This is a genomic window from Pseudomonas sp. KBN12P06040, assembly GCF_037574965.1.
GTDB lineage: Bacteria > Pseudomonadota > Gammaproteobacteria > Pseudomonadales > Pseudomonadaceae > Pseudomonas > Pseudomonas aeruginosa.
The window spans coordinates 2,655,636-2,677,107 of sequence record NZ_JBBELS010000001.1; the positions used below are offsets into that span (position 1 = coordinate 2,655,636).

The window sequence follows — 21,472 nt, forward strand, 5'->3', positions numbered from 1 at the left end:
TTCTTTTGCAATCGGCGAGCCGCAGCGGCTCGTGTCGACTCAGCGGGCGCGGTAGGTGATGCGGCCCTTGCTCAGGTCGTAGGGCGTCAGTTCCACGCGGACCTTGTCGCCGGTGAGGATGCGGATGTAGTTCTTGCGCATTTTGCCGGAGATGTGCGCGGTGACGACGTGCCCATTTTCCAACTCCACACGGAACATGGTGTTGGGCAGGGTGTCGACGACAGTACCTTCCATTTCGAAGCTGTCTTCTTTCGACATGCAGTAGAGCCCTCGGTATCTATGGGTGGCCCTTTCAATGAGAGGTGGGCCGTGAAAAGCGGCGTGCATTGTGCCAGAAAATCGACAATAGCGCCACACGGCTATCAGGTGAGGGCGACCCAGCGCTGGTTGACGAACAGTTCGATGGGCCGGTACTGGGTCTTGTAGTTCATCTTGCGGCAATTCTTGATCCAGTAGCCCAGGTAGACGGCCTGCAGGCCCAGGCGTTCGGTCTCGGCGATCTGCCAGAGGATCGCATAGCGTCCCAGGCTGCGCTGCTCTTCGTCGGGATCGTAGAAGGTATAGACGGCCGAGAGTCCGTTCGGCAGCACGTCCGTCACGGCTATGGCCAGCAGGCGGCCATGCAGGCGGAACTCGAAGAAGCAGCAGAAGGGCAGGTCGCGGACCAGGAAGGTGGCGAACTGGTCGCGGCTGGGCGGATACATGTCGCCGTCGGCGTGGCGTTGCTCGATGTAGCGCCGATAGAGGTCGTAGTACTCCTCGTTGAAGCTCGGTCGCTTGCGGATCACCTGCAGTTCCGCATTGCGCTTGAGGATGCGCCGCTGCTGGCGGTTCGGGCTGAAGTCGGCGACCGGTATGCGCGCGGCGATGCAGGCGGTGCAATGCTGGCAGTGCGGACGATAGAGATGGTCGCCGCTGCGGCGGAAGCCGACCTCCGACAGCGAGGCGTACAGCTGCGTGTCCATGGGCTGGCTGGGATCGAGGAACAGGGTGGTTGCCTGCTCCTCGGGCAGGTAGCTGCACGGGTGCGGTTGCGTCGCGTAGAACTTCAGTCGGGCGAGTTCGGTCATGGTGAACTCCAGCAGGGACCCATAAGCAAGTTTATGCCAGGCACGGAAACTCGCCTAAAAATCCAGGTCGCCGGTAGGAGGCTGGTCGCGATAGCGTTGCAGGTAGTCGGCGAATTCCCCCCGGCTGATGGCGCGGGCGCCCAGGCTGTGCAGGTGGCGGGTCGGCATCTGGCAGTCGATGAGGACGAAGCCGGCGTCGCGCAGATGGCGGACCAGCGTGACGAAGCCGACCTTGGAAGCGTTGTCGGCGCGGCTGAACATCGATTCGCCGAAGAACAGCCTGCCCATGGCCAGGCCGTAGAGGCCGCCGACCAGTTGTCGCTCCTGCCAGACTTCCACGGAGTGGGCAATTCCGCGCAGGTGCAGCTCCTGGTAGGCCAGTTGCATCGGCGTGGTGATCCAGGTGCCGTCGGCGTAGTCACGCGGCGCGGCACAAGCCTGGATCACCGCCTGGAAGTCATGGTTGAAAGTGACTTCGAAGCGTTGCTGGCGCAGGCACTTGGCCAGGCTGCGGGAAACGTGCAGTTCGTCGGGGAACAGGACGGTGCGCGGGTCGGGCGACCACCAGAGGATCGGCTGGCCATCCTGGTACCAGGGGAAGCAGCCGTGGCGATAGGCTGCGACCAGGCGTTGCGGATTGAGGTCGCCGCCGGCCGCGAGCAGCCCGTTGGGCTCCTGCAAGGCCTTGTCGAGGGGCGGAAAGTCGAAGTCGGTGCGGGAAAGCCAGGTCAGCATGGCGGGGTAGGGGAGGGCGGGCCTCCCCCGGGTCCGATCAATGGTCGTCGAGGTATTTTTCGGCATCCAGCGCTGCCATGCAGCCGGCGCCGGCGGAAGTGATGGCCTGGCGGTAGACGTGGTCGGCCACGTCGCCGGCGGCGAACACGCCTTCGATGCTGGTCTGGGTGGCGTTGCCTTCGCTGCCGCCGTGGATCCGCAGGTAGCCATCGCGCATTTCCAGTTGGCCCTGGAACAGGTCGGTGTTCGGCTTGTGGCCGATGGCGATGAACACGCCGGCCAGCGACAGTTCGCTGGTGCTGCCGTCGATGGTGCTCTTCAGGCGTACGCCGGTGACGCCGGTGACGCCGCTGGCGTCGCCCAGCACCTCGTCCAGGGTGGTGTTCCAGTGCAGGCGCACGTTGCCGTTCTCGGCCTTGTCGAACAGCTTGTCCTGGAGGATTTTCTCCGAACGCAGCTTGTCGCGACGGTGGATCAGGTGGACTTCCTTGGCGATGTTGGCCAGGTACAGCGCTTCCTCGACGGCGGTATTGCCGCCGCCGACCACGCAGACCACCTGGTTGCGGTAGAAGAAGCCGTCGCAGGTGGCGCAGGCGGAAACGCCCTTGCCCATGAAGGCTTCTTCCGACGACATGCCCAGGTATTGCGCGGAGGCACCGGTGGCAATGATCAATGCATCGCAGGTATAAGTGCCACTATCGCCCTTCAGTGTGAAGGGGCGCTGTTGCAACTCGGCGGTGTGGATGTGGTCGTAGACGATCTCGGTGTCGAAACGCTCGGCGTGCTGCTGCATGCGGGTCATCAGCGCCGGGCCGGTAAGGCCTTCGACGTCGCCCGGCCAGTTGTCGACTTCGGTGGTGGTGGTCAGCTGGCCGCCTGGCTGGATGCCGGTGATCACCACTGGCTTGAGATTGGCGCGTGCGGCGTACACGGCGGCGGTATAGCCGGCCGGACCGGAGCCCAGGATGATGAGGCGCGAATGCTTGACTTCACTCATAAAAAGACTCCATAAGCCTTTGTCACATAAGAAAATGCGTGCTCCAATGGAGCCGCCTGAAGAGTTCTGCCGGCTATGCTACACCTATCCGCAAAAGGCCGGCAAAACCCCGGGGCCGGGATCAGCCACGCACGGATTGCCGCTGATTTCGGGTGTGATTTTTCAGAGTTTCCCTAAAGCCGTACAATAGGCGCGTTTTGACCAAGACAGCTTCTAAAGCACCAGCCGTGCGCAGGAAAAATAGCGATTTGAAGGATTCGACCACCGCGAGCCATGCCGCCGCATGGCGTCAGCAACTGCATTCCCGCCTGAAGGAAGGGGTCCTGATCGCGCTGGGCGCGCTCTGCCTCTACTTGTGGATGGCTCTGCTCACCTATGACCCGGCCGATCCGAGCTGGAGTCACTCGAGCCAGGTTGACCAGGTGCAGAATGCCGCCGGTCGGCTCGGTGCGGTATCCGCCGATATCCTGTTCATGACGCTCGGCTACTTCGCCTACCTCTTTCCGCTGTTGCTGGGCATCAAGACCTGGCAGGTATTCCGCCGCCGCAACCTGCCGTGGGAATGGAACACCTGGCTGTTTTCCTGGCGCCTGGTCGGGCTGATCTTCCTGATCCTGGCCGGCTCGGCACTGGCCTACATCCATTTCCACGCCAGCGGCCACATGCCGGCCAGCGCCTCGGCCGGCGGCGCCATCGGCCAGAGCCTGGGCCGCGTCGCGGTGGATGCGCTGAACGTGCAGGGCAGCACGCTGGTGTTCTTCGCCTTGTTCCTCTTCGGCCTGACGGTGTTCGCCGACCTCTCCTGGTTCAAGGTGATGGATGTCACCGGCAAGATCACCCTGGACTTCTTCGAACTGATCCAGAACGCCTTCAATCGCTGGATGGGCGCGCGCGCCGAGCGCAAGCAACTGGTCGCGCAACTGCGCGAGGTCGACGAGCGTGTCGCCGAGGTGGTGGCGCCGAGCGTGCCGGACCGCCGCGAACAGTCCAAGGCCAAGGAGCGCCTGCTGGAACGCGAAGAGGCCCTGGCCAAGCACATGAGCGAGCGGGAGAAGCGCCCGCCGCCGAAGATCGATCCGCCACCGCCGCCGAAGGCCCCGGAGCCGAGCAAGCGCGTGCTGAAAGAGAAGCAGGCGCCGCTGTTCGTCGATACGGCGGTGGAGGGCACCCTGCCGCCGCTGTCGCTGCTCGACCCGGCGGAAGTGAAGCAGAAGAGCTACTCGCCCGAGTCGCTGGAGGCGATGTCGCGCCTGCTGGAGATCAAGCTGAAGGAGTTCGGCGTCGAGGTCAGCGTGGATTCGGTGCATCCGGGCCCCGTGATCACCCGTTTCGAGATCCAGCCCGCGGCGGGGGTCAAGGTCAGCCGCATTTCCAACCTGGCCAAGGACCTGGCGCGCTCGCTGGCGGTGATCAGCGTGCGGGTGGTGGAAGTGATTCCCGGCAAGACCACTGTCGGCATCGAGATTCCCAACGAAGACCGGCAGATGGTGCGCTTCTCCGAAGTGCTGTCGTCGCCGGAGTACGACGAGCACAAGTCCACCGTGCCGCTGGCCCTGGGCCACGACATCGGCGGTCGGCCGATCATCACCGACCTGGCGAAGATGCCGCACCTGCTGGTGGCCGGTACCACCGGCTCCGGTAAGTCGGTGGGGGTCAACGCCATGCTCCTGTCGATCCTGTTCAAGTCCACGCCGAGTGAGGCGCGACTGATCATGATCGACCCGAAGATGCTCGAACTGTCGATCTACGAAGGGATCCCGCACCTGCTCTGCCCGGTGGTCACCGACATGAAGGAAGCCGCCAACGCCCTGCGCTGGAGCGTGGCGGAGATGGAGCGGCGCTACCGCCTGATGGCGGCCATGGGCGTGCGCAACCTGGCTGGCTTCAACCGCAAGGTGAAGGACGCCGAGGAGGCCGGCACGCCGCTGACCGACCCGCTGTTCCGTCGCGAAAGCCCGGACGACGAGCCGCCGCAACTGAGCACCCTGCCGACCATCGTGGTGGTGGTCGACGAATTCGCCGACATGATGATGATCGTCGGCAAGAAGGTCGAGGAGCTTATCGCCCGTATCGCGCAGAAGGCGCGGGCGGCCGGTATCCACCTGATCCTGGCGACCCAGCGGCCGTCGGTGGACGTGATCACCGGCCTGATCAAGGCCAACATCCCGACCCGGATCGCCTTCCAGGTCTCCAGCAAGATCGACTCGCGCACCATCCTCGACCAGGGGGGCGCCGAACAACTGCTCGGCCACGGCGACATGCTCTACCTGCCGCCGGGCACAGGCCTGCCGATTCGCGTACACGGCGCCTTCGTTTCCGACGACGAGGTGCACCGGGTGGTCGAGGCCTGGAAGCTGCGCGGCGCGCCCGACTACATCGAGGACATCCTCGCTGGCGTCGACGAAGGCGGCGGCGGTGGCGGTTCCTTCGATGGCGGCGACGGCTCCGGCGAAGGCAGCGAGGACGACCCGCTCTACGACGAGGCGGTACGTTTCGTCACCGAGAGTCGCCGGGCATCGATCTCCGCCGTGCAACGCAAGCTGAAGATCGGCTACAACCGCGCCGCGCGGATGATCGAGGCGATGGAGATGGCCGGCGTGGTCACCCCGATGAATACCAACGGCTCCCGCGAAGTCATCGCGCCGGCGCCGGTTCGTGATTGAACCCGACAGGTTTTAGAGGATTCCGATGCGACTGATCCGCACGTTGTTCGTTGCCGCCCTGGCCATGGGCGCTTCGCTGGCCCATGCCGACGACAGCGCCGCCGTCCAGCGCCTGACCGGCCTGCTGAACAAGGCCCAGACCCTGACCGCGCGTTTTTCCCAACTGACCCTGGACGGTAGCGGCACGCGCCTGCAGGAAACCGCCGGCCAACTGAGCCTGAAGCGGCCGGGACTGTTCCGCTGGCATACCGATGCGCCGAACGAGCAATTGCTCATTTCCAACGGCGAGAAGGTCTGGCTGTACGACCCGGACCTGGAGCAGGTGACCATCCAGAAGCTCGATCAGCGCCTGACCCAGACGCCGGCGCTGCTGCTCTCCGGCGACATCTCGAAGATCAGCGAAAGCTTCGCCATCACCTACAAGGAAGGCGGCAACGTAGTCGATTTCGTACTCAAGCCGAAGACCAAGGACACCCTCTTCGACACCTTGCGCCTGTCGTTCCGCAGCGGCAAGGTGAACGACATGCAGATGATCGATGGCGTCGGCCAGCGCACCAACATCCTGTTCTTCGACGTGAAGATGAACGAGGCGCTGGATGCCAAGCAATTCACCTTCGACGTTCCGCCGGGCGTCGACGTGATCCAGGAGTAAGCGCAAGCCGTGGATCTGTTCCGCAGCGAGCCCGTCGCGCAGCCCCTGGCGGCACGGCTGAGGCCCGCAAACCTGGACGAGTACGTGGGGCAGGAACACCTGCTGGCCCGCGGCAAGCCCTTGCGCGAGGCGCTGGAGCAGGGCGCGCTGCACTCGATGATCTTCTGGGGCCCGCCGGGAGTCGGCAAGACCACCCTGGCGCGGCTGCTGGCGCAGGTGTCGGACGCCCATTTCGAGACCATTTCCGCGGTGCTGTCCGGGGTCAAGGAGATCCGCCAGGCGGTCGAGGTGGCCAAGCAGCACGCCGCGCAATACGGGCGCCGGACCATCCTGTTCGTCGACGAGGTGCACCGCTTCAACAAGAGCCAGCAGGATGCCTTCCTGCCCTATGTGGAAGACGGCACGCTGATCTTCATTGGCGCGACCACCGAGAACCCGTCCTTCGAGTTGAACAACGCGCTGCTCTCGCGGGCTCGCGTGTATGTCCTCAAGAGCCTCGACGAAGCCGCCCTGCGCAAGCTGTTGGGCCGCGCGCTGAACGAGGACAAGGGCCTCGGCAAGCGCAAGCTGAGCCTGCCGGAGGAGAGCTTCCAGGTTCTCCTGGCCGCCGCCGACGGCGATGGGCGGCGCCTGCTGAACCTGCTGGAGAACGCTGCCGACCTCGCCGAGGACGGCAGCGAGATCAGTCCCGAACTGCTGCAGAATCTGCTCGGCGATACCCGCCGGCGTTTCGACAAGGGCGGCGAGGCGTTCTACGACCAGATCAGCGCGCTGCACAAGTCGGTGCGCGGCTCCAATCCCGACGCGGCACTCTATTGGTTCGCGCGCATGCTCGACGGCGGCTGCGATCCCCTGTACATCGCCCGGCGGGTGGTGCGCATGGCCAGCGAGGAGGTTGGCAACGCCGATCCTCGCGCTCTCGGCCTGTGCCTGTCGGCCTGGGACGTGCAGGAGCGCCTGGGCAGCCCCGAAGGCGAGCTGGCGGTGGCCCAGGCCATCGTCTACCTGGCCTGCGCGCCGAAGAGCAATGCGGTGTACAGCGCGTTCAACGCGGCGATGCGCGACGTCGCCGAAAGCGGCTCGCGGGAAGTGCCATTGCACTTGCGCAACGCGCCGACCAAATTGATGAAGAGCCTCGGCTATGGCGAGGAATACCGCTACGCCCACGACGAGCCGGATGCCTATGCCGCCGGAGAGGATTATTTCCCCGAGGATCTGGAGCCGCGGCGTTACTATCAACCGGTGCCGAGGGGCCTGGAACTGAAGATCCGCGACAAGCTGGAACACCTGGCCGAGCTGGATCGCACCAGCCCCCGCCAACGCAGAAAATCCTGAGCGGTATGGGCTCGGCGGAGCTAGCCAGGCTTCCGCGACGGCGTCGATGACGTCGCCGGGGCCGGCGAAGCGCCAACCGGGCCACGAACCGCCGATAACCGACACGAGACGAGAAAAGAGCATGCTCGATCCCAAACTGGTACGCACCCAGCCGCAAGAAGTGGCTGCCCGCCTGGCCACCCGTGGCTTCCAACTGGATGTCGCGCGCATCGAAGCGCTGGAAGAGCAGCGCAAGTCGGTACAGACCCGTACCGAGCAACTGCAGGCCGAGCGCAACGCGCGCTCCAAGGCGATCGGCCAGGCCAAGCAACGTGGCGAGGACATCGCGCCGCTGCTGGCCGATGTCGACCGCATGGGCTCCGAGCTGGAGGAAGGCAAGCGCCAGCTGGACGCCATCCAGGGCGAACTGGATGCCATGCTGCTGGGCATTCCCAACCTGCCGCACGAGTCGGTGCCGGTCGGTGCCGACGAGGACGCCAACGTCGAAGTGCGTCGCTGGGGCACGCCGAAGACCTTCGATTTCGAGGTCAAGGACCATGTCGCCCTCGGTGAACGGCACGGCTGGCTGGATTTCGAGACCGCCGCCAAGCTTTCCGGCGCGCGCTTCGCCCTCATGCGCGGCCCGATCGCCCGCCTGCATCGCGCCCTGGCGCAGTTCATGATCAACCTGCATACCGCCGAGCATGGCTACGAGGAGGCCTACACCCCCTATCTCGTCCAGGCTCCGGCGCTGCAAGGCACCGGCCAGTTGCCGAAGTTCGAGGAGGACCTGTTCAAGATCGGCCGCGACGGCGAAGCCGACCTCTACCTGATCCCGACCGCCGAGGTTTCGCTGACCAACATTGTCTCCGGGCAGATCCTCGATGCCAAGCAGTTGCCGCTGAAGTTCGTCGCCCATACCCCGTGCTTCCGCAGCGAGGCCGGCGCCTCCGGGCGCGATACCCGCGGCATGATCCGCCAGCACCAGTTCGACAAGGTGGAGATGGTGCAGATCGTCGATCCGGCCACCTCCTACGAGGCGCTGGAAGGCCTGACCGCCAACGCCGAGCGCGTCCTGCAACTGCTCGAGCTGCCGTATCGGGTGCTGGCGCTGTGCACCGGCGACATGGGCTTCGGTGCGACCAAGACCTACGACCTGGAAGTCTGGGTTCCCAGCCAGGACAAGTACCGCGAGATTTCCTCCTGCTCCAACTGCGGCGACTTCCAGGCCCGGCGCATGCAGGCCCGCTACCGCAATCCGGAAACCGGCAAGCCCGAGCTGGTGCACACCCTCAACGGCTCCGGCCTGGCCGTCGGTCGCACCCTGGTGGCGGTACTGGAGAACTACCAGCAGGCGGACGGCTCGATCCGTGTGCCGGAAGTCCTCAAGCCCTACATGGCTGGCATCGAGGTGATCGGCTGACATGGATTTCCTGCCGCTGTTCCACTCCTTGCAAGGGCGCCTCGCGCTGGTGGTCGGCGGCGGCGAAGTCGCCCTGCGCAAGGCGCGCCTGCTGGCCGACGCCGGCGCGCGCCTGCGCGTGGTCGCGCCGCAGATCCACATCGAACTGCGGCATCTGGTGGAGCAGGGCGGCGGCGAGCTGCTCGAACGCGACTACCAGGACGGCGACCAGCCCGGCTGCGCCCTGATCATCGCCGCCACCGACGACGAACCGCTGAACGCCGAGGTGTCGCGAGCGGCCAATGCGCGCGGGATACCGGTCAACGTGGTGGACGCGCCGGCCCTGTGCAGCGTGATCTTCCCGGCCATCGTCGACCGTTCGCCGCTGGTGGTGGCGGTCTCCAGCGGCGGCGATGCGCCCGTGCTGGCGCGGCTGATCCGGGCCAAGCTGGAAACCTGGATTCCCTCGACCTACGGGCAACTGGCCGGACTCGCCAGCCGCTTCCGCCACCGGGTCAAGGAATTGCTACCCGACCTGCAGCAGCGCCGGGTGTTCTGGGAAAACCTGTTCCAGGGCGAGATCGCCGAGCGTGTCCTGGCCGGCCGTCCGGCGGAAGCCGAGCGTCTCCTGGAAGAGCGCCTGGCCGGCGGCCTCGCGCACATAGCCACGGGCGAGGTATATCTGGTCGGGGCCGGGCCGGGGGATCCGGACCTGCTGACGTTCCGTGCCCTGCGCCTGATGCAGCAGGCCGACGTGGTGCTCTACGATCGCCTGGTGGCGCCGTCGATCCTCGAACTATGCCGCCGCGATGCCGAACGCCTGTACGTCGGCAAGCGCCGCGCCGAACATGCGGTGCCGCAGGATCGGATCAACCGCCTGCTGGTGGAGCTGGCCAGCCAGGGCAAGCGCGTGCTGCGCCTGAAGGGTGGCGACCCATTCATCTTCGGCCGCGGCGGTGAGGAAATCGACGAACTGGCTGCCCACGGCATACCTTTCCAGGTCGTGCCGGGAATCACCGCGGCCAGCGGCTGCGCGGCCTACGCCGGGATTCCGCTGACTCATCGCGACCATGCGCAATCGGTTCGTTTCGTCACCGGTCACCTGAAGGATGGCACCACCGACCTGCCGTGGCAGGACCTGGTAGCGCCTGGCCAGACCCTGGTGTTCTACATGGGCCTGGTGGGATTGCCGGTGATCTGCGAGCAACTGGTCGCCCACGGTCGCTCCGCGCAGACCCCGGCGGCGCTGATCCAGCAGGGGACCACCGCCCAGCAGCGGGTATTCACCGGAACCCTGGAAAACCTGCCGCAGCTGGTGGCCGAGCACGAAGTGCATGCGCCGACCCTGGTGATCGTCGGCGAAGTCGTGCAACTGCGCGACAAGTTGGCCTGGTTCGAAGGCGCCCGCGAGGACGCCTGAGCCTTCAGCCTTCTCCCCAGATGCCCTTGCCGGGAAGTCGTTCCCGGCCTGGCGCGCGCGCTAGGTCGAGACGCGGGCCCAGCGGTACTATCCCGGTCGGGTTGATGGTGCGGTGGCTGGCGTAGTAGTGCCCCTTGATATGTTCGAAGTCCACTGTCTCGCCGATGCCCGGGCGTTGGTACAGTTCGCGCAGCCAGCCGGAAAGATTCGGGTAGTCTTCGATGCGCCGCAGGTTGCACTTGAAGTGTCCGTGGTACACCGCATCGAAGCGCACCAGGGTGGTGAACAGGCGGATATCGGCCTCGGTCAGGTATTCGCCGGCCAGGTAGCGGCGTTCGCCGAGCAAGCCTTCCAGGTAGTCCAGTTCCTCGAACAACTGGACGAAGGCCTCCTCGTAGGCGTCCTGGCGAGTGGCGAAGCCAGCACGGTACACGCCGTTGTTGACCGCAGGATAGATGCGTCCGTTGAGGCGGTCGATCTCCTCGCGCAGCGGCTCCGGGTAGAAGTCCAGCGCGTTGGCGCCGATGGCGTCGAAGGCGCTGTTGAAGATGCGGACGATATCGGCTGATTCGTTGTTGACGATCTTCTGCGCCTGCTTGTCCCACAGCAGCGGCACCGTGACCCGGCCGCTGTAGTGCGGGTCGTCGCGGGTATAGCGCTGGTGCAGAAAGGCCAGGCCGTCGAGGCGATCGCCAGTGGAGCCGTGGGCGGGGTCGAAGGTCCAGCCGTTCTCGCGCATCAGCCAACTGACCACCGAAACATCCACCAGCGACTCCAGCCCCTTCAGCTTGCGCACGATCAGGGTCCGATGGGCCCAGGGGCAGGCCAGCGAGACATAGAGATGGTAGCGCCCGCCCTCGGCGGGGAACGCCGGCTCGCCCAGCCAATGGCGGCGCTGGGCGTTTTCGCGCTGGAAGCGGCCGTCTTTCTGTGTGTCATACCACTGGTCGTGCCAGCGGCCATCGATCAACTGTCCCATGAGCGGGTTCCTCCATACGTCGTTGGAGGAACAGTCTAGTGTCGGTCGATCGATAAATTTATATAAATAAAGGGCTATTCGTATCGATCAGATCGATTCGTTTCGGGTCGCCCAGTAGTGTGCGGCTTCCTTGAAGGCTTCTTCGCGATTCTTGCCAAGGGCCCGTAGCGCCAGGGCCATGCTGGAGAGCACCGCCAGGTGGCCATAGGCGTCGCCTTCGCGGCCGTCCCAGACGGCCCGAAGGAAACCCGGGTCGAGCTGTTCCGGCTTCATGTGCCGGTGCGTCGACAATGCCGGCCATTCCTCGTCCCAGGCTTCGCCCTGGTCGCAACCATACAGGTGGGCGACGACGTCCGGGTTGACTTCGACCTCGCCGCCTTCGCCCTTGATGACGATGGCCCGGTCGCCGAGCAGGCGGCTGGCCTCGCGGTGGGTTTCCTGGTAACCGGGGTGGAAGATGCTCTGCAGGATGCAATCCGCATTCAGGGGGTTGAGCAGGCGAACCAGCGAATGGATCGGCGAGCGCAGACCGAGGGTATTGCGCAGATCGATCATACGTTGCAGCACCGGCATCCAGGCGCCGAGCGGAATGAACGCCAGGTGGCCGCGCTCCAGGGCCTGTTCTACCTGCAGCCAGTCGTGGCAGAGCGGGATCTCCAGCGCCGCCAGCAACTGTTCGCTGTACAGGCGTCCGGCGGTATGCGCGCCGCCGCCGTGCATGAGGATGCGCACGCCATGGCCGGCCAGGCACTTGGCGGCCAGCAGGTACCAGGGCAGGTGGCGCTTCTTGCCGGCGTAACTGGGCCAGTCGAGGTCGACGCGCAAGGACGGGACTTGCAGGCGCTCGCGCACCGCCTCGGTGAAACCGGCCAGTTCCTCGCTGCTTTCCTCCTTGTGCCGCAGGAGCATGAGGAAGGCGCCCAGCTGGGTGTCCTCGACCCTGCCGTCGAGGATCATGCCGAGGGCCTCGCGGGCTTCCTCCCGGGTCAGGCTGCGCGCTCCGCGCTTGCCTTTGCCGAGGATGCGGACGAACTGGGCGAACGGATGTTCGGCGGGAGTCGAGAGAGTCATAGACAGTTGCTCGGTTTCGGCAGGCCGGCCAGCTTCGCGCCAAGCTTGGCCGGGGCGCCCTTGAACAGGTGGTTGAGGTGCAGGCTGTTGCCCTTGTCCGGCCCCAGTCGCTGGGCGACGTACTTGATCAGCGGGCGGTTGGCCGGAGACAGCTGGAACTCCGCATAGAACTCGCGGAGCAGTTGGAGAATCTCCCAGTGCTCGGCGGTCAGGGCCAGCTCCTCGCGGGCGGCCAGGGCTTCCGCCACCGGCTCCGACCAATCGTCGAGGGCGGCGAGGTAGCCGTCCTTGTCCAGCCGGATTTCCCGGCCTTCCAGCGTAAGGAGCGTCATAGCCAACTGTTGACCTTGTCGAAGCGGGTGGCGAGTTCGACGAAGCCGGGGTAGTCCACCGCCACCAGGCGAGCGGGGACGTCCTCGATACCGCGCGCCTGGAGGTCTTCCAGCAGGGCGAACAGTTCGATTTCCGCCGGCATCAGTTCCAGGGCCTGGCAGGCGTGGCTGCCGGCCAGCAAGGCGTGCACGGCGTCGCCGCAGAGCAGCAGGCCGTCGCCGGGGTTGAGCAGGTACAGGCAACTGCCCAGGCGGCCGTCATTGAACGGCGAGCGGGACAGTACGTGGAGGGTCGTGGCCATCAGAGGGTAATCACCTGGTCGTAGCGTTGCAGCAGGTCGCGCAGGGCCTGGTCGTCGAGCACCTCGACCGCGAGGGCCAGGCGCTCTTCCGCCAGGCCACGCTCGCGCAGGCTGCGGGCCGAGACGTAGAGGTCGTCCACGCCGAACATCGGCAGGGCCTGCAGGTTGGCCTGCAGGTCCTTCTGCTGCAGGTGCGCAGGATGCTGGCCGGGAGCCAGCTGGAACGCGCCGTCGTCGAGGAACAGCATGCCGACCGGTAGATCGAAGGCGCCGCCGGCCAGGGCTATGTCCAGCGCCTCGCGGGCGCTCGGGCCGGACCAGGGCGACTGGCGGCTGATGATCAGCAGCGACTGGCTCATCGGTCGCCTCCGAAGCAGACCAGGCGGTCCGCGGTTTGCGCCGCCTCGTGCAACTGGCCGAGTCCGGACAGTTCCCATGGTGCGCCAAGGTTGGCGCCGGGACGGCCGTAGCGTTCGGCTTCCTCGGCGTTCAGCACGCCGCGGCGAAGGGCGGCGGCGATGCAGACCACGGCGTCCAGGCCGTTGCGCTCGACCAACTCGCGCCAGGCGGCGGGCAGGTCGAACTCGTCCTGGCCGCTCACGACGTTGGCCGAGGCGCTGTGCACGCCGTCCTGGTAGAAGAACAGGCGGACGATTTCGTGCCCGCCGGCCAGCGCGGCTTCGCTGAAGCGCAGCGCGCGGCGGGCGGCGGGGGAGTGGGGGGGGGCGAATAGGGCGATGGCGAATTTCATGCTGCGATACGCGAAGGATTTCTTCGAATGATAAACCAATGCCTGTGTTTTGCCGGTCCGCAAATGAAAAAGCCCGTCGCGGGGACGGGCTTTTCCGGAGGCGCTTTCTATCAGTCGTCGCCGCCAGCGATGCCGAAGATCTGCAACAGGCTGATGAACAGGTTGTAGATCGACACGTACAGGCTGATGGTGGCCATGATGTAGTTGCGTTCGCCGCCGTGGATGATCGCGCTGGTCTGGTAGAGGATCATCGCCGAGGAGAACAGGACGAAGCCGGCGCTGATCGCCAGTTGCAGGCCACTGATCTGGAAGAACAGCGATACCAGCACGGCGCCCAGCAGGACGAAGAAGCCGGCGGTGATGAAGCCGGACAGGAAGCTCATGTCCTTGCGGGTGGTCAGCACATAGGCGGACAGGCCGAAGAACACCAGGGCGGTCATGGCGAACGCCGAAGTGATGACGCTGCCGCCGTTGGGCAGGCCGAGGTACATGTTGAGGATCGGGCCGAGCGTGTAGCCCATGAAGCCGGTCAGGGCGAAAGTGCTGACCAGGCCCCAGGCGCTGTTGCGCAGCTTCACGGTGAGGAAGAACAGGCCGTAGAAGCCGATCAGCACCACGAACACGTTCGGATAGGGCAGGCGCATCTGCTGCGAAACGTAGGCCACCAGGCCGCTGAAGGCCAGGGTGAGTGCCAGCAGGCCGTAGGTATTGCGCAGAACGCCGCTGACTTCACGCTGTTCCGCGACGGCGGAGTTCAGCTGATATTGCTGTTCTTGCATGGTGTGGGTACTCCTTAACGGGAACGGGTCCATGACGTACTGATGGGCATGATAGCAAAGCCTCTGCCAGGGCCAATCGATAGAGTTTGACAGTGTGTTGCTATCCGGTACTATGGCGCCCCGCGATGCGGAGGTGTGGCCGAGTGGTTTAAGGCAACGGTCTTGAAAACCGTCGAAGGGGAGACTCTTCCGTGAGTTCGAATCTCACCGCCTCCGCCATATTCGCGTACTGAAAAGCACCGCTGAGCGGGGCTTTTGCATTTTCGGGGCGCTGCTCTTCCGCACTTCCGGATCGTTTCCGCAGCCTGCCCGGCGTCGATTCGATGACTCTCCGATTTCGTCGGGTAATGGCTTCAGATCACGAAGAAGCCGTGGGTTCCGTCGCGACCGAGTTGCTCCACCAGGCCGAACTCCCAGTCCAGGTAGCCCTGCATCGCTTCGCGCGGATTGTCGGTACCTTCGTAGGGGCGGCGGTAGCGGTCGATGCGCGGCGACGCCAACAGGCTTTCGCCGTCTTCCGTCGGCAGGCCCGCGGCGACCCAGGCGTTGGTGCCGCCGTCGAGAAGGAACACCGGCTTGCCGCTGAGTGCCTGGACTTCCGCCACGGCGAAGCGCGCCAGCAGGCTGCTGCCGCAGGTGAGTACGTAGCGCTCGGCCGTGCCCAGCCGTTCCAGTGCCTGCTTCAACTGGCTGCGCAATACCCAGGCGGCGCCGGGGATGTGGCGTTTCGCATAGTTGGCGCTGGCGGTGAAGTCGAGCACCCGGGTGCCCGGTTCGCCCAGCCAGGCGGCGAGGGTGGTCGGGTCGATGGTGTCGGCCCGGGGTTGCCCCGGCAGCGGCGCGCTCCAGGCGCCCCTCTCGCTGAAGTCGGCGTCGGAGAGTCCGTCCAGTACCGCGACCTGCCAGCCCATCTGGGCCAGCCAGGAGGCGCTCATGTTGGCGCGTACGCCATCGTCGTCCACCAGTACCAGGCGCGCGCCGCGCACGCTGGCGACATGGTCGGTTTCCTGAACCAGCTGGCCACCGGGCGTGGAGCGGGAGCCAGGCAGGTGACCGGCTTCGTATTCCTCGGGCGTGCGTACGTCGAGCAGGTAGGTGGTGCGGTCGTGCTCGTCCTGCCATTGGGCCAGACCGGCCAGGTCGAGGCGTTCGACGCCGGCGCGGTCGGCGACGGCACGGGCGCGCTGGGCGGCGGCCTTGCGAGTGTCCTGCGAGATCGCACCGAAGCGTCGCGTCTGGCCGTGTTCCAGTTGCTGACCGGCCAGCGTCCAGCCGATGGTGCCGTTGCGTAATGCCGCCACCGGGTTGGGGATGCCGGCGTTGAGCAGCGACTGGGTACCGATGATGCTACGAGTGCGCCCGGCACAGTTGACTATCACCCGGGTGCGCGGGTCCGGCGCCAGTTCGGCGACGCGCAGCACCAGTTCGGCGCCGGGCACGCTGATGCCGCCGGGGATACTCATGGTCTGGTATTCGTCGAAACGACGGGCATCCAGGATCACCGCGTCGGCCCTGGCGTCGAGCAAAGTCTGTACTTCCTCCGCGGCCAGCGATGGCGTGTGGCGCTCGGCCTCCACCAGTTCGCCGAAGGCCTTGCTCGGCACGTTCACATCCCTGAACAGCTCGCCGCCGGTGTTGCGCCAACCGGACAGGCCGCCATCGAGCAAGGCCACGTCGCTGTAGCCGAGGTCGAGGAGGCGTTGCGCGGCGACCGGCGCCAGGCCTTCGCCGTCGTCGTAGACGGTAATCGGCGTGTCGCGGCGCGGCACCCGGGCATGGATCTCCAGTTCCAGCCTGGACAGCGGCAGGTTGGCGGCGAACAGGGGATGGGCCTGGGCGAACGGGTCCTCTTCGCGCAGGTCGCGCAGCGCCAGCTCCCGGCGGGCGAGGAGAGCGGCGCGGATATCGTGGAAGGTGCGTACGGCGATCTGGCTCATGCGGGGTTCTCTTTCGACAGGTCCCAGATATTGGGCAAGCGGCTGTTGGAATAGCCGGAAATGAAGGGTTTTTCCTCACCTTCGGCGCTGAACACGGCACGCCGTACCGCACCGATATTGGCGCCGTAGACGTGGATACTGATGGATGTGCGGTCGCTGAAGGCGTTGCTCACCTGGTGCACGTCGCCAATGCGTGGCGACAGCGCTTCGACCTCGCCGGGCTCCAGGCGTCGACGGGCTCCGCTGGGATGCGGACGCCCCCCCGCATCGAAGGCGTACGGCTGCGAGTATTCGGCCCCGCGGAGCATGCCGATCAGGCCCCAGACCCGATGATCGTGTACCGGTGTGATCTGGCCCGGCCCCCAGACGAAGCTGACCACCGAGAAGCGCTGCCGTGAGTCGACATGCAGCAGGTACTGTTGGTAGCGCTGTGGATCGGGGCGGGCGCAGTCTTCCGGCAGCCAGTCGTCCTGGCGCACCAGCTCGGCCAGCAGGGGGGAGGCTTGGGTGAGCAGGGTGGATTCGTCGGGACGGCTGTCGAGCAGTGTCGCCAGCTCGCCGATGAACTGGCGCAGGCGGTCGAGGCGCAGGATGGATGACATGCGGGGATTCACTCCGGGAAGTTCTGGCGGTACGGTAGCAAACGCTTTTTTATTCCTGAAATGCATTTTGAATCTAAGCTAATATGCGAGAAATGCAATTGGTGCCGGCCCCATGAAAATCGATGACATCGACGCCTTCGTCGCGGTGATCCGCAACGCTTCCCTGAGCCAGGCCGCCGAGAGCCTGGGCCTGACCCAGTCTGCGATCACCCGGCGGGTACAGAGCCTGGAGGAGTCCCTCGGAGTGGCATTGCTGGACCGCAATACCAAGCCGCTCAAACCCACCGCCAGCGGACTGCGGGTCTACGAACAGTGCCGGCGGGTGCTGCGCGAGGTGGATGGCCTGCGCGAACTGGTGGCCGGCGACGCCACACCAAGTGGCGTGCTGCGCCTGGGCGTGCCGCAGAGTATCGGCGAGGTGGTGTTGCTGGATGCCCTTCGGCGGCTGGCCGACGAGTACCCGGAGCTGCGCGCGCAGGTCGGCACTGGCTGGGGCAGCCATTTGCTGGCGCGCCTGGAGAATGCCGAACTGGACGCGGCAGTGGTGTTGTTTCCGCCAAGCAAGGTGTTCCCCGAAGAACTCGGCGCCACGCCCCTAGGGCGCATGGAACTCTGCGTGGTGGTCGCCCGCGACAGTGCCATCCAGGCGCGACGCCTGCTCGATTGCTACCACCATGGCTGGGTGCTCAACCCCGATGGCTGCGGCTTCCGTGCCGGCCTGCAACGGGCCCTGGCCGATCAGGGCCTGGGCCTGCAACTGAACCTCGAGACTTTCGGCAGCGAGCTGCAACTGGGCCTGGTCGCCGCGGGCCGGGGTCTCGGCCTGGTGCCGGCGCCGGCCCTGGCGCGTAGCCGCTACCGCGATCAGTTGCAGGTGCTGCAATTGGAGGATTTCCAGCCGCTGATCCAGCTCTGGCTGGTGCGTCCGCGCCTGCTGGGCAATCTGGAGACGCCGGCACGGCTGTTCGGCAGGGCGGTGGCCGAGGGGTTGGATATGCAAGCCGGTTGAGTAGCGGCGCTGGGAGATCCCCGGGAGACGGGAGCGTGAATGAGAAGGGGCTGCAGTCGGGATCAACATTCCCCTGCGAGCCCCTTTTCGCTTCAGAGGGAAGAGGGAGCGAGGGCGGCTACGCATAGTGTCCGCCTTGGGAAACGCAAAGACGGAAAAGCTAAATATGCGTGTTTAGCATATTAAGATATGACAAAAATGAATTTCCATCATGTAGTTTCAGCCTGTAGCTTCTAAGAAAAGCACCCATGCAGATGTTTTTCTTATAACGACAGCCGCCAACCTTATCAGTCGAGCGGCCCAGGCGAGGGCAACAGCGTGAGCGTGGAAATTCTCGGCATGATCACCGCCACACCGAGTTCCGAGGTGGACCAGCCGTTGGGGGAGGCTGTGGACGCCGGTTTCGTCCGGCGTTTCGCCCAGGCCCATGAGGACGCCGGCTTCGACCGGGTGCTGGTGGGGTATTTCAGCAATGCCGCCGAGGGCACGGTGGTCAGTTCCTTCGTCGCCGCTGCCACCCGGCGCCTTGGCGTTCTCCTGGCCTATCGCCCGGGGGTGATCGCAGCGCCGCTGGCGGCACGCCAACTGGCCACCCTGGATCAGTTCAGCGAGGGCCGCCTGGCCCTGAACGTAGTCAGTGGTGGTAACGACGAGGACCTCGCGCGCGATGGCGACTACCTCGACCATGACCGCCGCTACGCCCGTACCGATGAATACCTGCAAGCCCTGCGTGCTATCTGGACCGCCACGGGACCGGTGGATTTCGACGGCGAGTTCTACCGCTTCCAGGGCGCCTCGCCAGCGGTGCGCCCGCGCCAGTCGCCGCACATACCGATCTATTTCAGTGGCTCCTCCGACGCAGCCATCGAGGTCGCCGCCAGGCACGCCGACACCTACATGCTCTGGGGCGAGCCGCTGGCCGCGGTCGACGGGCATATCCGCCGAGTGCGCGCCGCCGCCAAGGCCCAGGGACGCGATCCGCGCTTCTCGGTGTCATTCCGGCCGATCGTCGCGGATACCGAGGAGGCCGCCTGGAAGCGTGCCGCCGAGGTGCTCGAACAGGTCCGCGAGAACCGTGCGCGCCTCGGTCTGCCGCTGCGCGACCACCAGCCGCAGAACGTCGGTTCGCAGCGCCTGCTGGCCGCCGCCGAGCAGGGCGAGGTGCTCGACAGCCGTTTGTGGACCGGCGTGGCCCGGCTGACCGGGGCGCGCTGGAACTCCACCGCCCTGGTAGGCACCCCCGAGCAGGTTGCCGCTGCGCTTGGCGAGTACTACCGGCTGGGCGTCTCGACCTTCCTGATTCGAGGCTTCGATCCGCTCGGCGACGCCGTGCGCTACGGCCAGGGCCTGATTCCCGCCATACATGACCATATCGCCCGCCTGCCGCTGTTGCGGCACGCCGGTTGAGGAGCTCCGATGAAACTCAAGCAATACCTGTTAACCAGCTTCGCCACGCTTCTGCTCGGTGCCTCCCTGGCCCAGGCCGCAGACCTGCCGACGTTGCGTGTGGGCGACCAGAACTACTACAACGTGCGGGCTTCAATGGAGGCCTCGGGAGTTCTCGAAGGCGCGCCTTACCAGGTCGAATGGAAGCATTTCCAGTCCGCCGCGCCGGTGGCCGAAGGGTTGCAGGCCGGAGCGCTGGACCTGGGTTTCCTCGGCGACTCGGGCTTCATCTTCCTCGCCGCCAAGGGTGCGCCGGTGAAGCTGGTCGGCGTCTCGCGGCAGAACCTCGATACCATAGCCCTGCTGGTGCCGAAGGATTCTCCGGTGCGCAGCATTGCCGATCTCAAGGGCAGGAAAGTCGCCTACTGGCCCGGTGCCTGGAGCCAGCAACTGACCTTGCGCGCGCTGGAGAAAGCCGGCTTGCCGAAGGACTACGTGGAGTTCGTCAAGCTGATGCCGATCGACGCCGCCGCCGCCTTGCCGCGCGGCAGCATCGATGCCTTTCCGGTGTGGGAGCCGTATATCTCGCAGCAGATCGTGGTTTCCGGCGCACGGCCGATTCTCACCGCCCGCGACCTGATGCCGGGGCTGTCCAGCATCGCCGCCAACGCTGCTTCCATCGAGCCCAGGCGCGCGCAGATCGCCGACTTCCTCGGCCGCCTGCGCAAGGCACGGGCCTGGGTCGAGGCACACAAGGAGCAGTACGCCGACCTCTGGGCGCAGAAGGCCAATCTCGACCGGGCAGTCTCCCGCCATTGGATCGGCCAGGCCGGCATGAGCGTCGGCCCGGTAGACGCCCAGGCCGCCACCGACTACCAGGAGACCGCGGATTTCCTGCTGCAGACCGGTGCCTTGCCCAAGCCGTTCGACACTTCCACGGTGATCGACACGTCCTTCAACGAAGCCTTCCACTGAGTACGGACCATGAGCATCCAGTTTCTCGGCATGATCGGCCATCGCCTGGCCTCGGAGACCCTCGCGCCGGTCGGACCTATCCTCGACAAGCCTTACATCGCCGCTTTCGCACGCGCCCACGAAGAGGCCGGCTTCGATCGAATCCTGGTCGGCTACTGGTCGGACCAGCCGGATGGATTCCTGGTGGCCGCCGCCGCTGGCCTGGCCACTTCCCGGATCGGTCTGCTGCTGGCGCACCGCCCCGGTTTCGTCGCCCCGACCCTGGCCGCGCGCAAGCTGGCGACCCTCGAACACCTCCTCGACGGGCGCCTGGCGGTGCATATCATCAGCGGCGGCAGCGACGCCGACCAGCGCAAGGACGGCGATTATCTCGACCACGACCAGCGCTATGCCCGCAGCGACGAATTCATCGAACTGCTCAAGCGCACCTGGACCAGCACCGAACCCTTCGATTTCCACGGCGCGCACTACCGCGTGGAGCACGCCTTCTCGGCCATCCGTCCGCAGCAGAAACCGCACATTCCGGTGTATTTCGGCGGCTCCTCGGAAGCCGCGCTGAAGGTCGCCGGCAAGCAGGCCGATGTGTTCATGCTCTGGGGCGAACCCCTGGCACAGGCCGCCGAAACCATCTCCGCTGTGCGCGAACAGGCGCGCTCGAATGGTCGCGAAGTGGAATTCAGCCTGTCGTTCCGGCCCATCCTCGGGCGCACGGAGGACGAGGCCTGGGCCAAGGCCGAGGCGATACGCGCAAGCGCCGGCGCGCGCCTGGGCGAGGCCGGCTTCCCCAAGGGCAAGCCGCAGAGCGTCGGCGCCCAGCGTCTGCTCAAGGCGGTGGAGCAGGGCGAGCGCCTCGACGAGCGCCTTTGGACCGGAATCGCCAGGCTGGTCGGTGGCGGGCACAACTCCACCGCCCTGGTCGGTACCGCGGAACAGGTGGCCGACGCGCTGCTCGCCTACTACGACCTGGGCGTGCGCAATATCCTCATTCGCGGTTTCGATCCCCTCGCCGATGCCGTGGAATATGGCCGCGAGCTGATCCCGCTGACCCGCGCCAAAGTCGCCGAGCGCGAGCGCCGGCGCGCCACGGCCTGATCCC

General features: G+C 65.8%; 22 protein-coding genes and 1 tRNA gene. 10 read left to right on the plus strand and 13 right to left on the minus strand.

Going from position 1 to position 21,472, the window contains the following annotated elements; genetic code table 11:
• Positions 1–39: 39 nt before the first annotated feature.
• The 4 genes from infA to trxB all read right to left on the minus strand — a co-directional run bounded on the left by infA (position 40) and on the right by trxB (position 2,802).
• A complete protein-coding gene (infA, locus tag VQ067_RS12705) occupies positions 40–258 on the minus strand; it encodes a translation initiation factor IF-1 (RefSeq protein WP_002553999.1) in 219 nt (72 codons plus the stop codon).
• 104 nt (positions 259–362) lie between these two features.
• Complete coding sequence (locus tag VQ067_RS12710) at positions 363–1,070, minus strand: arginyltransferase (protein ID WP_003108766.1); 708 nt, start codon at positions 1,068–1,070, stop codon at positions 363–365.
• 54 nt (positions 1,071–1,124) lie between these two features.
• The gene (gene aat / locus VQ067_RS12715) at positions 1,125–1,805 is read right to left on the minus strand and encodes a leucyl/phenylalanyl-tRNA--protein transferase (protein WP_033991617.1); all 681 of its coding nucleotides are present in this window, start codon (positions 1,803–1,805) and stop codon (positions 1,125–1,127) included.
• A gap of 37 nt (positions 1,806–1,842) precedes the next feature.
• On the minus strand, positions 1,843–2,802 hold the full coding sequence (gene trxB / locus VQ067_RS12720) for a thioredoxin-disulfide reductase (RefSeq protein ID WP_033991814.1): 960 nt from the start codon (positions 2,800–2,802) through the stop codon (positions 1,843–1,845).
• A 227-nt stretch (positions 2,803–3,029) separates the two neighbouring features.
• Between trxB and ftsK the strand changes: the two genes are divergently transcribed.
• The 5 genes from ftsK to cysG all read left to right on the plus strand — a co-directional run bounded on the left by ftsK (position 3,030) and on the right by cysG (position 10,253).
• Positions 3,030–5,465 carry a DNA translocase FtsK gene (gene ftsK, locus VQ067_RS12725; protein ID WP_003131123.1) on the plus strand — a complete coding sequence of 812 codons (2,436 nt, stop codon included), beginning with the start codon at positions 3,030–3,032 and terminating at the stop codon, positions 5,463–5,465.
• 25 nt (positions 5,466–5,490) lie between these two features.
• Entirely contained in the window at positions 5,491–6,117 is a 627-nt protein-coding gene (gene lolA, locus VQ067_RS12730; RefSeq protein WP_003090414.1) for an outer membrane lipoprotein chaperone LolA, read from the plus strand.
• Between the two features lie 9 nt (positions 6,118–6,126).
• Complete coding sequence (locus tag VQ067_RS12735; protein WP_033991811.1) at positions 6,127–7,452, plus strand: replication-associated recombination protein A; 1,326 nt, start codon at positions 6,127–6,129, stop codon at positions 7,450–7,452.
• Positions 7,453–7,573: 121 nt separating this feature from the next.
• Complete coding sequence (gene serS, locus VQ067_RS12740) at positions 7,574–8,854, plus strand: serine--tRNA ligase (RefSeq protein ID WP_003097631.1); 1,281 nt, start codon at positions 7,574–7,576, stop codon at positions 8,852–8,854.
• Position 8,855: 1 nt separating this feature from the next.
• The gene (gene cysG / locus VQ067_RS12745) at positions 8,856–10,253 is read left to right on the plus strand and encodes a siroheme synthase CysG (RefSeq protein ID WP_003108773.1); all 1,398 of its coding nucleotides are present in this window, start codon (positions 8,856–8,858) and stop codon (positions 10,251–10,253) included.
• A gap of 4 nt (positions 10,254–10,257) precedes the next feature.
• On the opposite strand, the gene VQ067_RS12750 is transcribed toward cysG, so the two are convergent.
• The 7 genes from VQ067_RS12750 to VQ067_RS12780 all read right to left on the minus strand — a co-directional run bounded on the left by VQ067_RS12750 (position 10,258) and on the right by VQ067_RS12780 (position 14,467).
• Complete coding sequence (locus VQ067_RS12750) at positions 10,258–11,232, minus strand: glutathione S-transferase family protein (RefSeq protein WP_003138951.1); 975 nt, start codon at positions 11,230–11,232, stop codon at positions 10,258–10,260.
• Between the two features lie 87 nt (positions 11,233–11,319).
• Entirely contained in the window at positions 11,320–12,303 is a 984-nt protein-coding gene (locus VQ067_RS12755; RefSeq protein ID WP_009314043.1) for a glycosyl transferase family protein, read from the minus strand.
• Positions 12,300–12,635 carry a TusE/DsrC/DsvC family sulfur relay protein gene (locus VQ067_RS12760; RefSeq protein WP_003090393.1) on the minus strand — a complete coding sequence of 112 codons (336 nt, stop codon included), beginning with the start codon at positions 12,633–12,635 and terminating at the stop codon, positions 12,300–12,302. Before VQ067_RS12760 ends, VQ067_RS12755 begins: the two co-directional genes overlap by 4 nt.
• A complete protein-coding gene (gene tusB, locus VQ067_RS12765; RefSeq protein ID WP_003090391.1) occupies positions 12,632–12,937 on the minus strand; it encodes a sulfurtransferase complex subunit TusB in 306 nt (101 codons plus the stop codon). The genes VQ067_RS12760 and tusB overlap by 4 nt, the downstream gene beginning before the upstream one ends.
• Positions 12,937–13,296 carry a sulfurtransferase complex subunit TusC gene (gene tusC, locus VQ067_RS12770; RefSeq protein ID WP_003090389.1) on the minus strand — a complete coding sequence of 120 codons (360 nt, stop codon included), beginning with the start codon at positions 13,294–13,296 and terminating at the stop codon, positions 12,937–12,939. The genes tusB and tusC overlap by 1 nt, the downstream gene beginning before the upstream one ends.
• Positions 13,293–13,688 carry a sulfurtransferase complex subunit TusD gene (tusD, locus tag VQ067_RS12775; protein ID WP_023128817.1) on the minus strand — a complete coding sequence of 132 codons (396 nt, stop codon included), beginning with the start codon at positions 13,686–13,688 and terminating at the stop codon, positions 13,293–13,295. Before tusD ends, tusC begins: the two co-directional genes overlap by 4 nt.
• 110 nt (positions 13,689–13,798) lie before the next feature.
• Entirely contained in the window at positions 13,799–14,467 is a 669-nt protein-coding gene (locus VQ067_RS12780) for a Bax inhibitor-1/YccA family protein (protein ID WP_003090386.1), read from the minus strand.
• Positions 14,468–14,596: 129 nt separating this feature from the next.
• On the opposite strand from VQ067_RS12780, the gene VQ067_RS12785 reads away from it, so the two are divergent.
• Positions 14,597–14,686, plus strand: a tRNA-Ser gene (locus tag VQ067_RS12785).
• A 134-nt stretch (positions 14,687–14,820) separates the two neighbouring features.
• Here the strand turns inward: VQ067_RS12785 and VQ067_RS12790 are convergent.
• Together VQ067_RS12790 and VQ067_RS12795 are read right to left on the minus strand one after the other, a co-directional pair.
• Positions 14,821–16,404, minus strand: a complete 1,584-nt coding sequence (locus VQ067_RS12790) for a rhodanese-related sulfurtransferase (RefSeq protein ID WP_340080826.1) — start codon at positions 16,402–16,404, stop codon at positions 14,821–14,823.
• Positions 16,401–17,006 carry a 3-mercaptopropionate dioxygenase gene (locus VQ067_RS12795; RefSeq protein WP_033991704.1) on the minus strand — a complete coding sequence of 202 codons (606 nt, stop codon included), beginning with the start codon at positions 17,004–17,006 and terminating at the stop codon, positions 16,401–16,403. Before VQ067_RS12795 ends, VQ067_RS12790 begins: the two co-directional genes overlap by 4 nt.
• A 112-nt stretch (positions 17,007–17,118) precedes the next feature.
• Between VQ067_RS12795 and VQ067_RS12800 the strand changes: the two genes are divergently transcribed.
• The 4 genes from VQ067_RS12800 to VQ067_RS12815 all read left to right on the plus strand — a co-directional run bounded on the left by VQ067_RS12800 (position 17,119) and on the right by VQ067_RS12815 (position 21,468).
• Positions 17,119–18,015 (plus strand): LysR family transcriptional regulator, encoded by an 897-nt coding sequence (locus VQ067_RS12800; RefSeq protein WP_003090383.1) that lies wholly within the window; start codon positions 17,119–17,121, stop codon positions 18,013–18,015.
• Between the two features lie 339 nt (positions 18,016–18,354).
• The gene (locus tag VQ067_RS12805; RefSeq protein WP_073660186.1) at positions 18,355–19,422 is read left to right on the plus strand and encodes an LLM class flavin-dependent oxidoreductase; all 1,068 of its coding nucleotides are present in this window, start codon (positions 18,355–18,357) and stop codon (positions 19,420–19,422) included.
• 9 nt (positions 19,423–19,431) lie between these two features.
• On the plus strand, positions 19,432–20,376 hold the full coding sequence (locus VQ067_RS12810; protein ID WP_003130939.1) for an ABC transporter substrate-binding protein: 945 nt from the start codon (positions 19,432–19,434) through the stop codon (positions 20,374–20,376).
• A gap of 9 nt (positions 20,377–20,385) precedes the next feature.
• Positions 20,386–21,468: an LLM class flavin-dependent oxidoreductase gene (locus tag VQ067_RS12815; protein ID WP_003097607.1), complete on the plus strand. Its 1,083-nt coding sequence runs from the start codon at positions 20,386–20,388 to the stop codon at positions 21,466–21,468.
• Positions 21,469–21,472 lie beyond the last annotated feature (4 nt).

What these genes read in the sequence shown, in the direction of transcription:
- VQ067_RS12790 (WP_340080826.1), bottom strand. Translation starts at nt 16,404, where the DNA reads ATGAGCCAGATCGCCGTACGCACCTTCCACGATATCCGCGCCGCTCTC.
- VQ067_RS12800 (WP_003090383.1), top strand. Translation starts at nt 17,119, where the DNA reads ATGAAAATCGATGACATCGACGCCTTCGTCGCGGTGATCCGCAACGCT.
- VQ067_RS12795 (WP_033991704.1), bottom strand. Translation starts at nt 17,006, where the DNA reads ATGTCATCCATCCTGCGCCTCGACCGCCTGCGCCAGTTCATCGGCGAG.
- tusC (WP_003090389.1), bottom strand. Translation starts at nt 13,296, where the DNA reads ATGAGCCAGTCGCTGCTGATCATCAGCCGCCAGTCGCCCTGGTCCGGC.
- tusD (WP_023128817.1), bottom strand. Translation starts at nt 13,688, where the DNA reads ATGAAATTCGCCATCGCCCTATTCGCCCCCCCCCACTCCCCCGCCGCC.
- aat (WP_033991617.1), bottom strand. Translation starts at nt 1,805, where the DNA reads ATGCTGACCTGGCTTTCCCGCACCGACTTCGACTTTCCGCCCCTCGAC.
- VQ067_RS12780 (WP_003090386.1), bottom strand. Translation starts at nt 14,467, where the DNA reads ATGCAAGAACAGCAATATCAGCTGAACTCCGCCGTCGCGGAACAGCGT.
- VQ067_RS12815 (WP_003097607.1), top strand. Translation starts at nt 20,386, where the DNA reads ATGAGCATCCAGTTTCTCGGCATGATCGGCCATCGCCTGGCCTCGGAG.
- infA (WP_002553999.1), bottom strand. Translation starts at nt 258, where the DNA reads ATGTCGAAAGAAGACAGCTTCGAAATGGAAGGTACTGTCGTCGACACC.
- VQ067_RS12810 (WP_003130939.1), top strand. Translation starts at nt 19,432, where the DNA reads ATGAAACTCAAGCAATACCTGTTAACCAGCTTCGCCACGCTTCTGCTC.
- tusB (WP_003090391.1), bottom strand. Translation starts at nt 12,937, where the DNA reads ATGGCCACGACCCTCCACGTACTGTCCCGCTCGCCGTTCAATGACGGC.
- lolA (WP_003090414.1), top strand. Translation starts at nt 5,491, where the DNA reads ATGCGACTGATCCGCACGTTGTTCGTTGCCGCCCTGGCCATGGGCGCT.
- VQ067_RS12750 (WP_003138951.1), bottom strand. Translation starts at nt 11,232, where the DNA reads ATGGGACAGTTGATCGATGGCCGCTGGCACGACCAGTGGTATGACACA.
- serS (WP_003097631.1), top strand. Translation starts at nt 7,574, where the DNA reads ATGCTCGATCCCAAACTGGTACGCACCCAGCCGCAAGAAGTGGCTGCC.
- VQ067_RS12805 (WP_073660186.1), top strand. Translation starts at nt 18,355, where the DNA reads ATGATCACCGCCACACCGAGTTCCGAGGTGGACCAGCCGTTGGGGGAG.
- VQ067_RS12710 (WP_003108766.1), bottom strand. Translation starts at nt 1,070, where the DNA reads ATGACCGAACTCGCCCGACTGAAGTTCTACGCGACGCAACCGCACCCG.
- VQ067_RS12755 (WP_009314043.1), bottom strand. Translation starts at nt 12,303, where the DNA reads ATGACTCTCTCGACTCCCGCCGAACATCCGTTCGCCCAGTTCGTCCGC.
- trxB (WP_033991814.1), bottom strand. Translation starts at nt 2,802, where the DNA reads ATGAGTGAAGTCAAGCATTCGCGCCTCATCATCCTGGGCTCCGGTCCG.
- cysG (WP_003108773.1), top strand. Translation starts at nt 8,856, where the DNA reads ATGGATTTCCTGCCGCTGTTCCACTCCTTGCAAGGGCGCCTCGCGCTG.
- VQ067_RS12760 (WP_003090393.1), bottom strand. Translation starts at nt 12,635, where the DNA reads ATGACGCTCCTTACGCTGGAAGGCCGGGAAATCCGGCTGGACAAGGAC.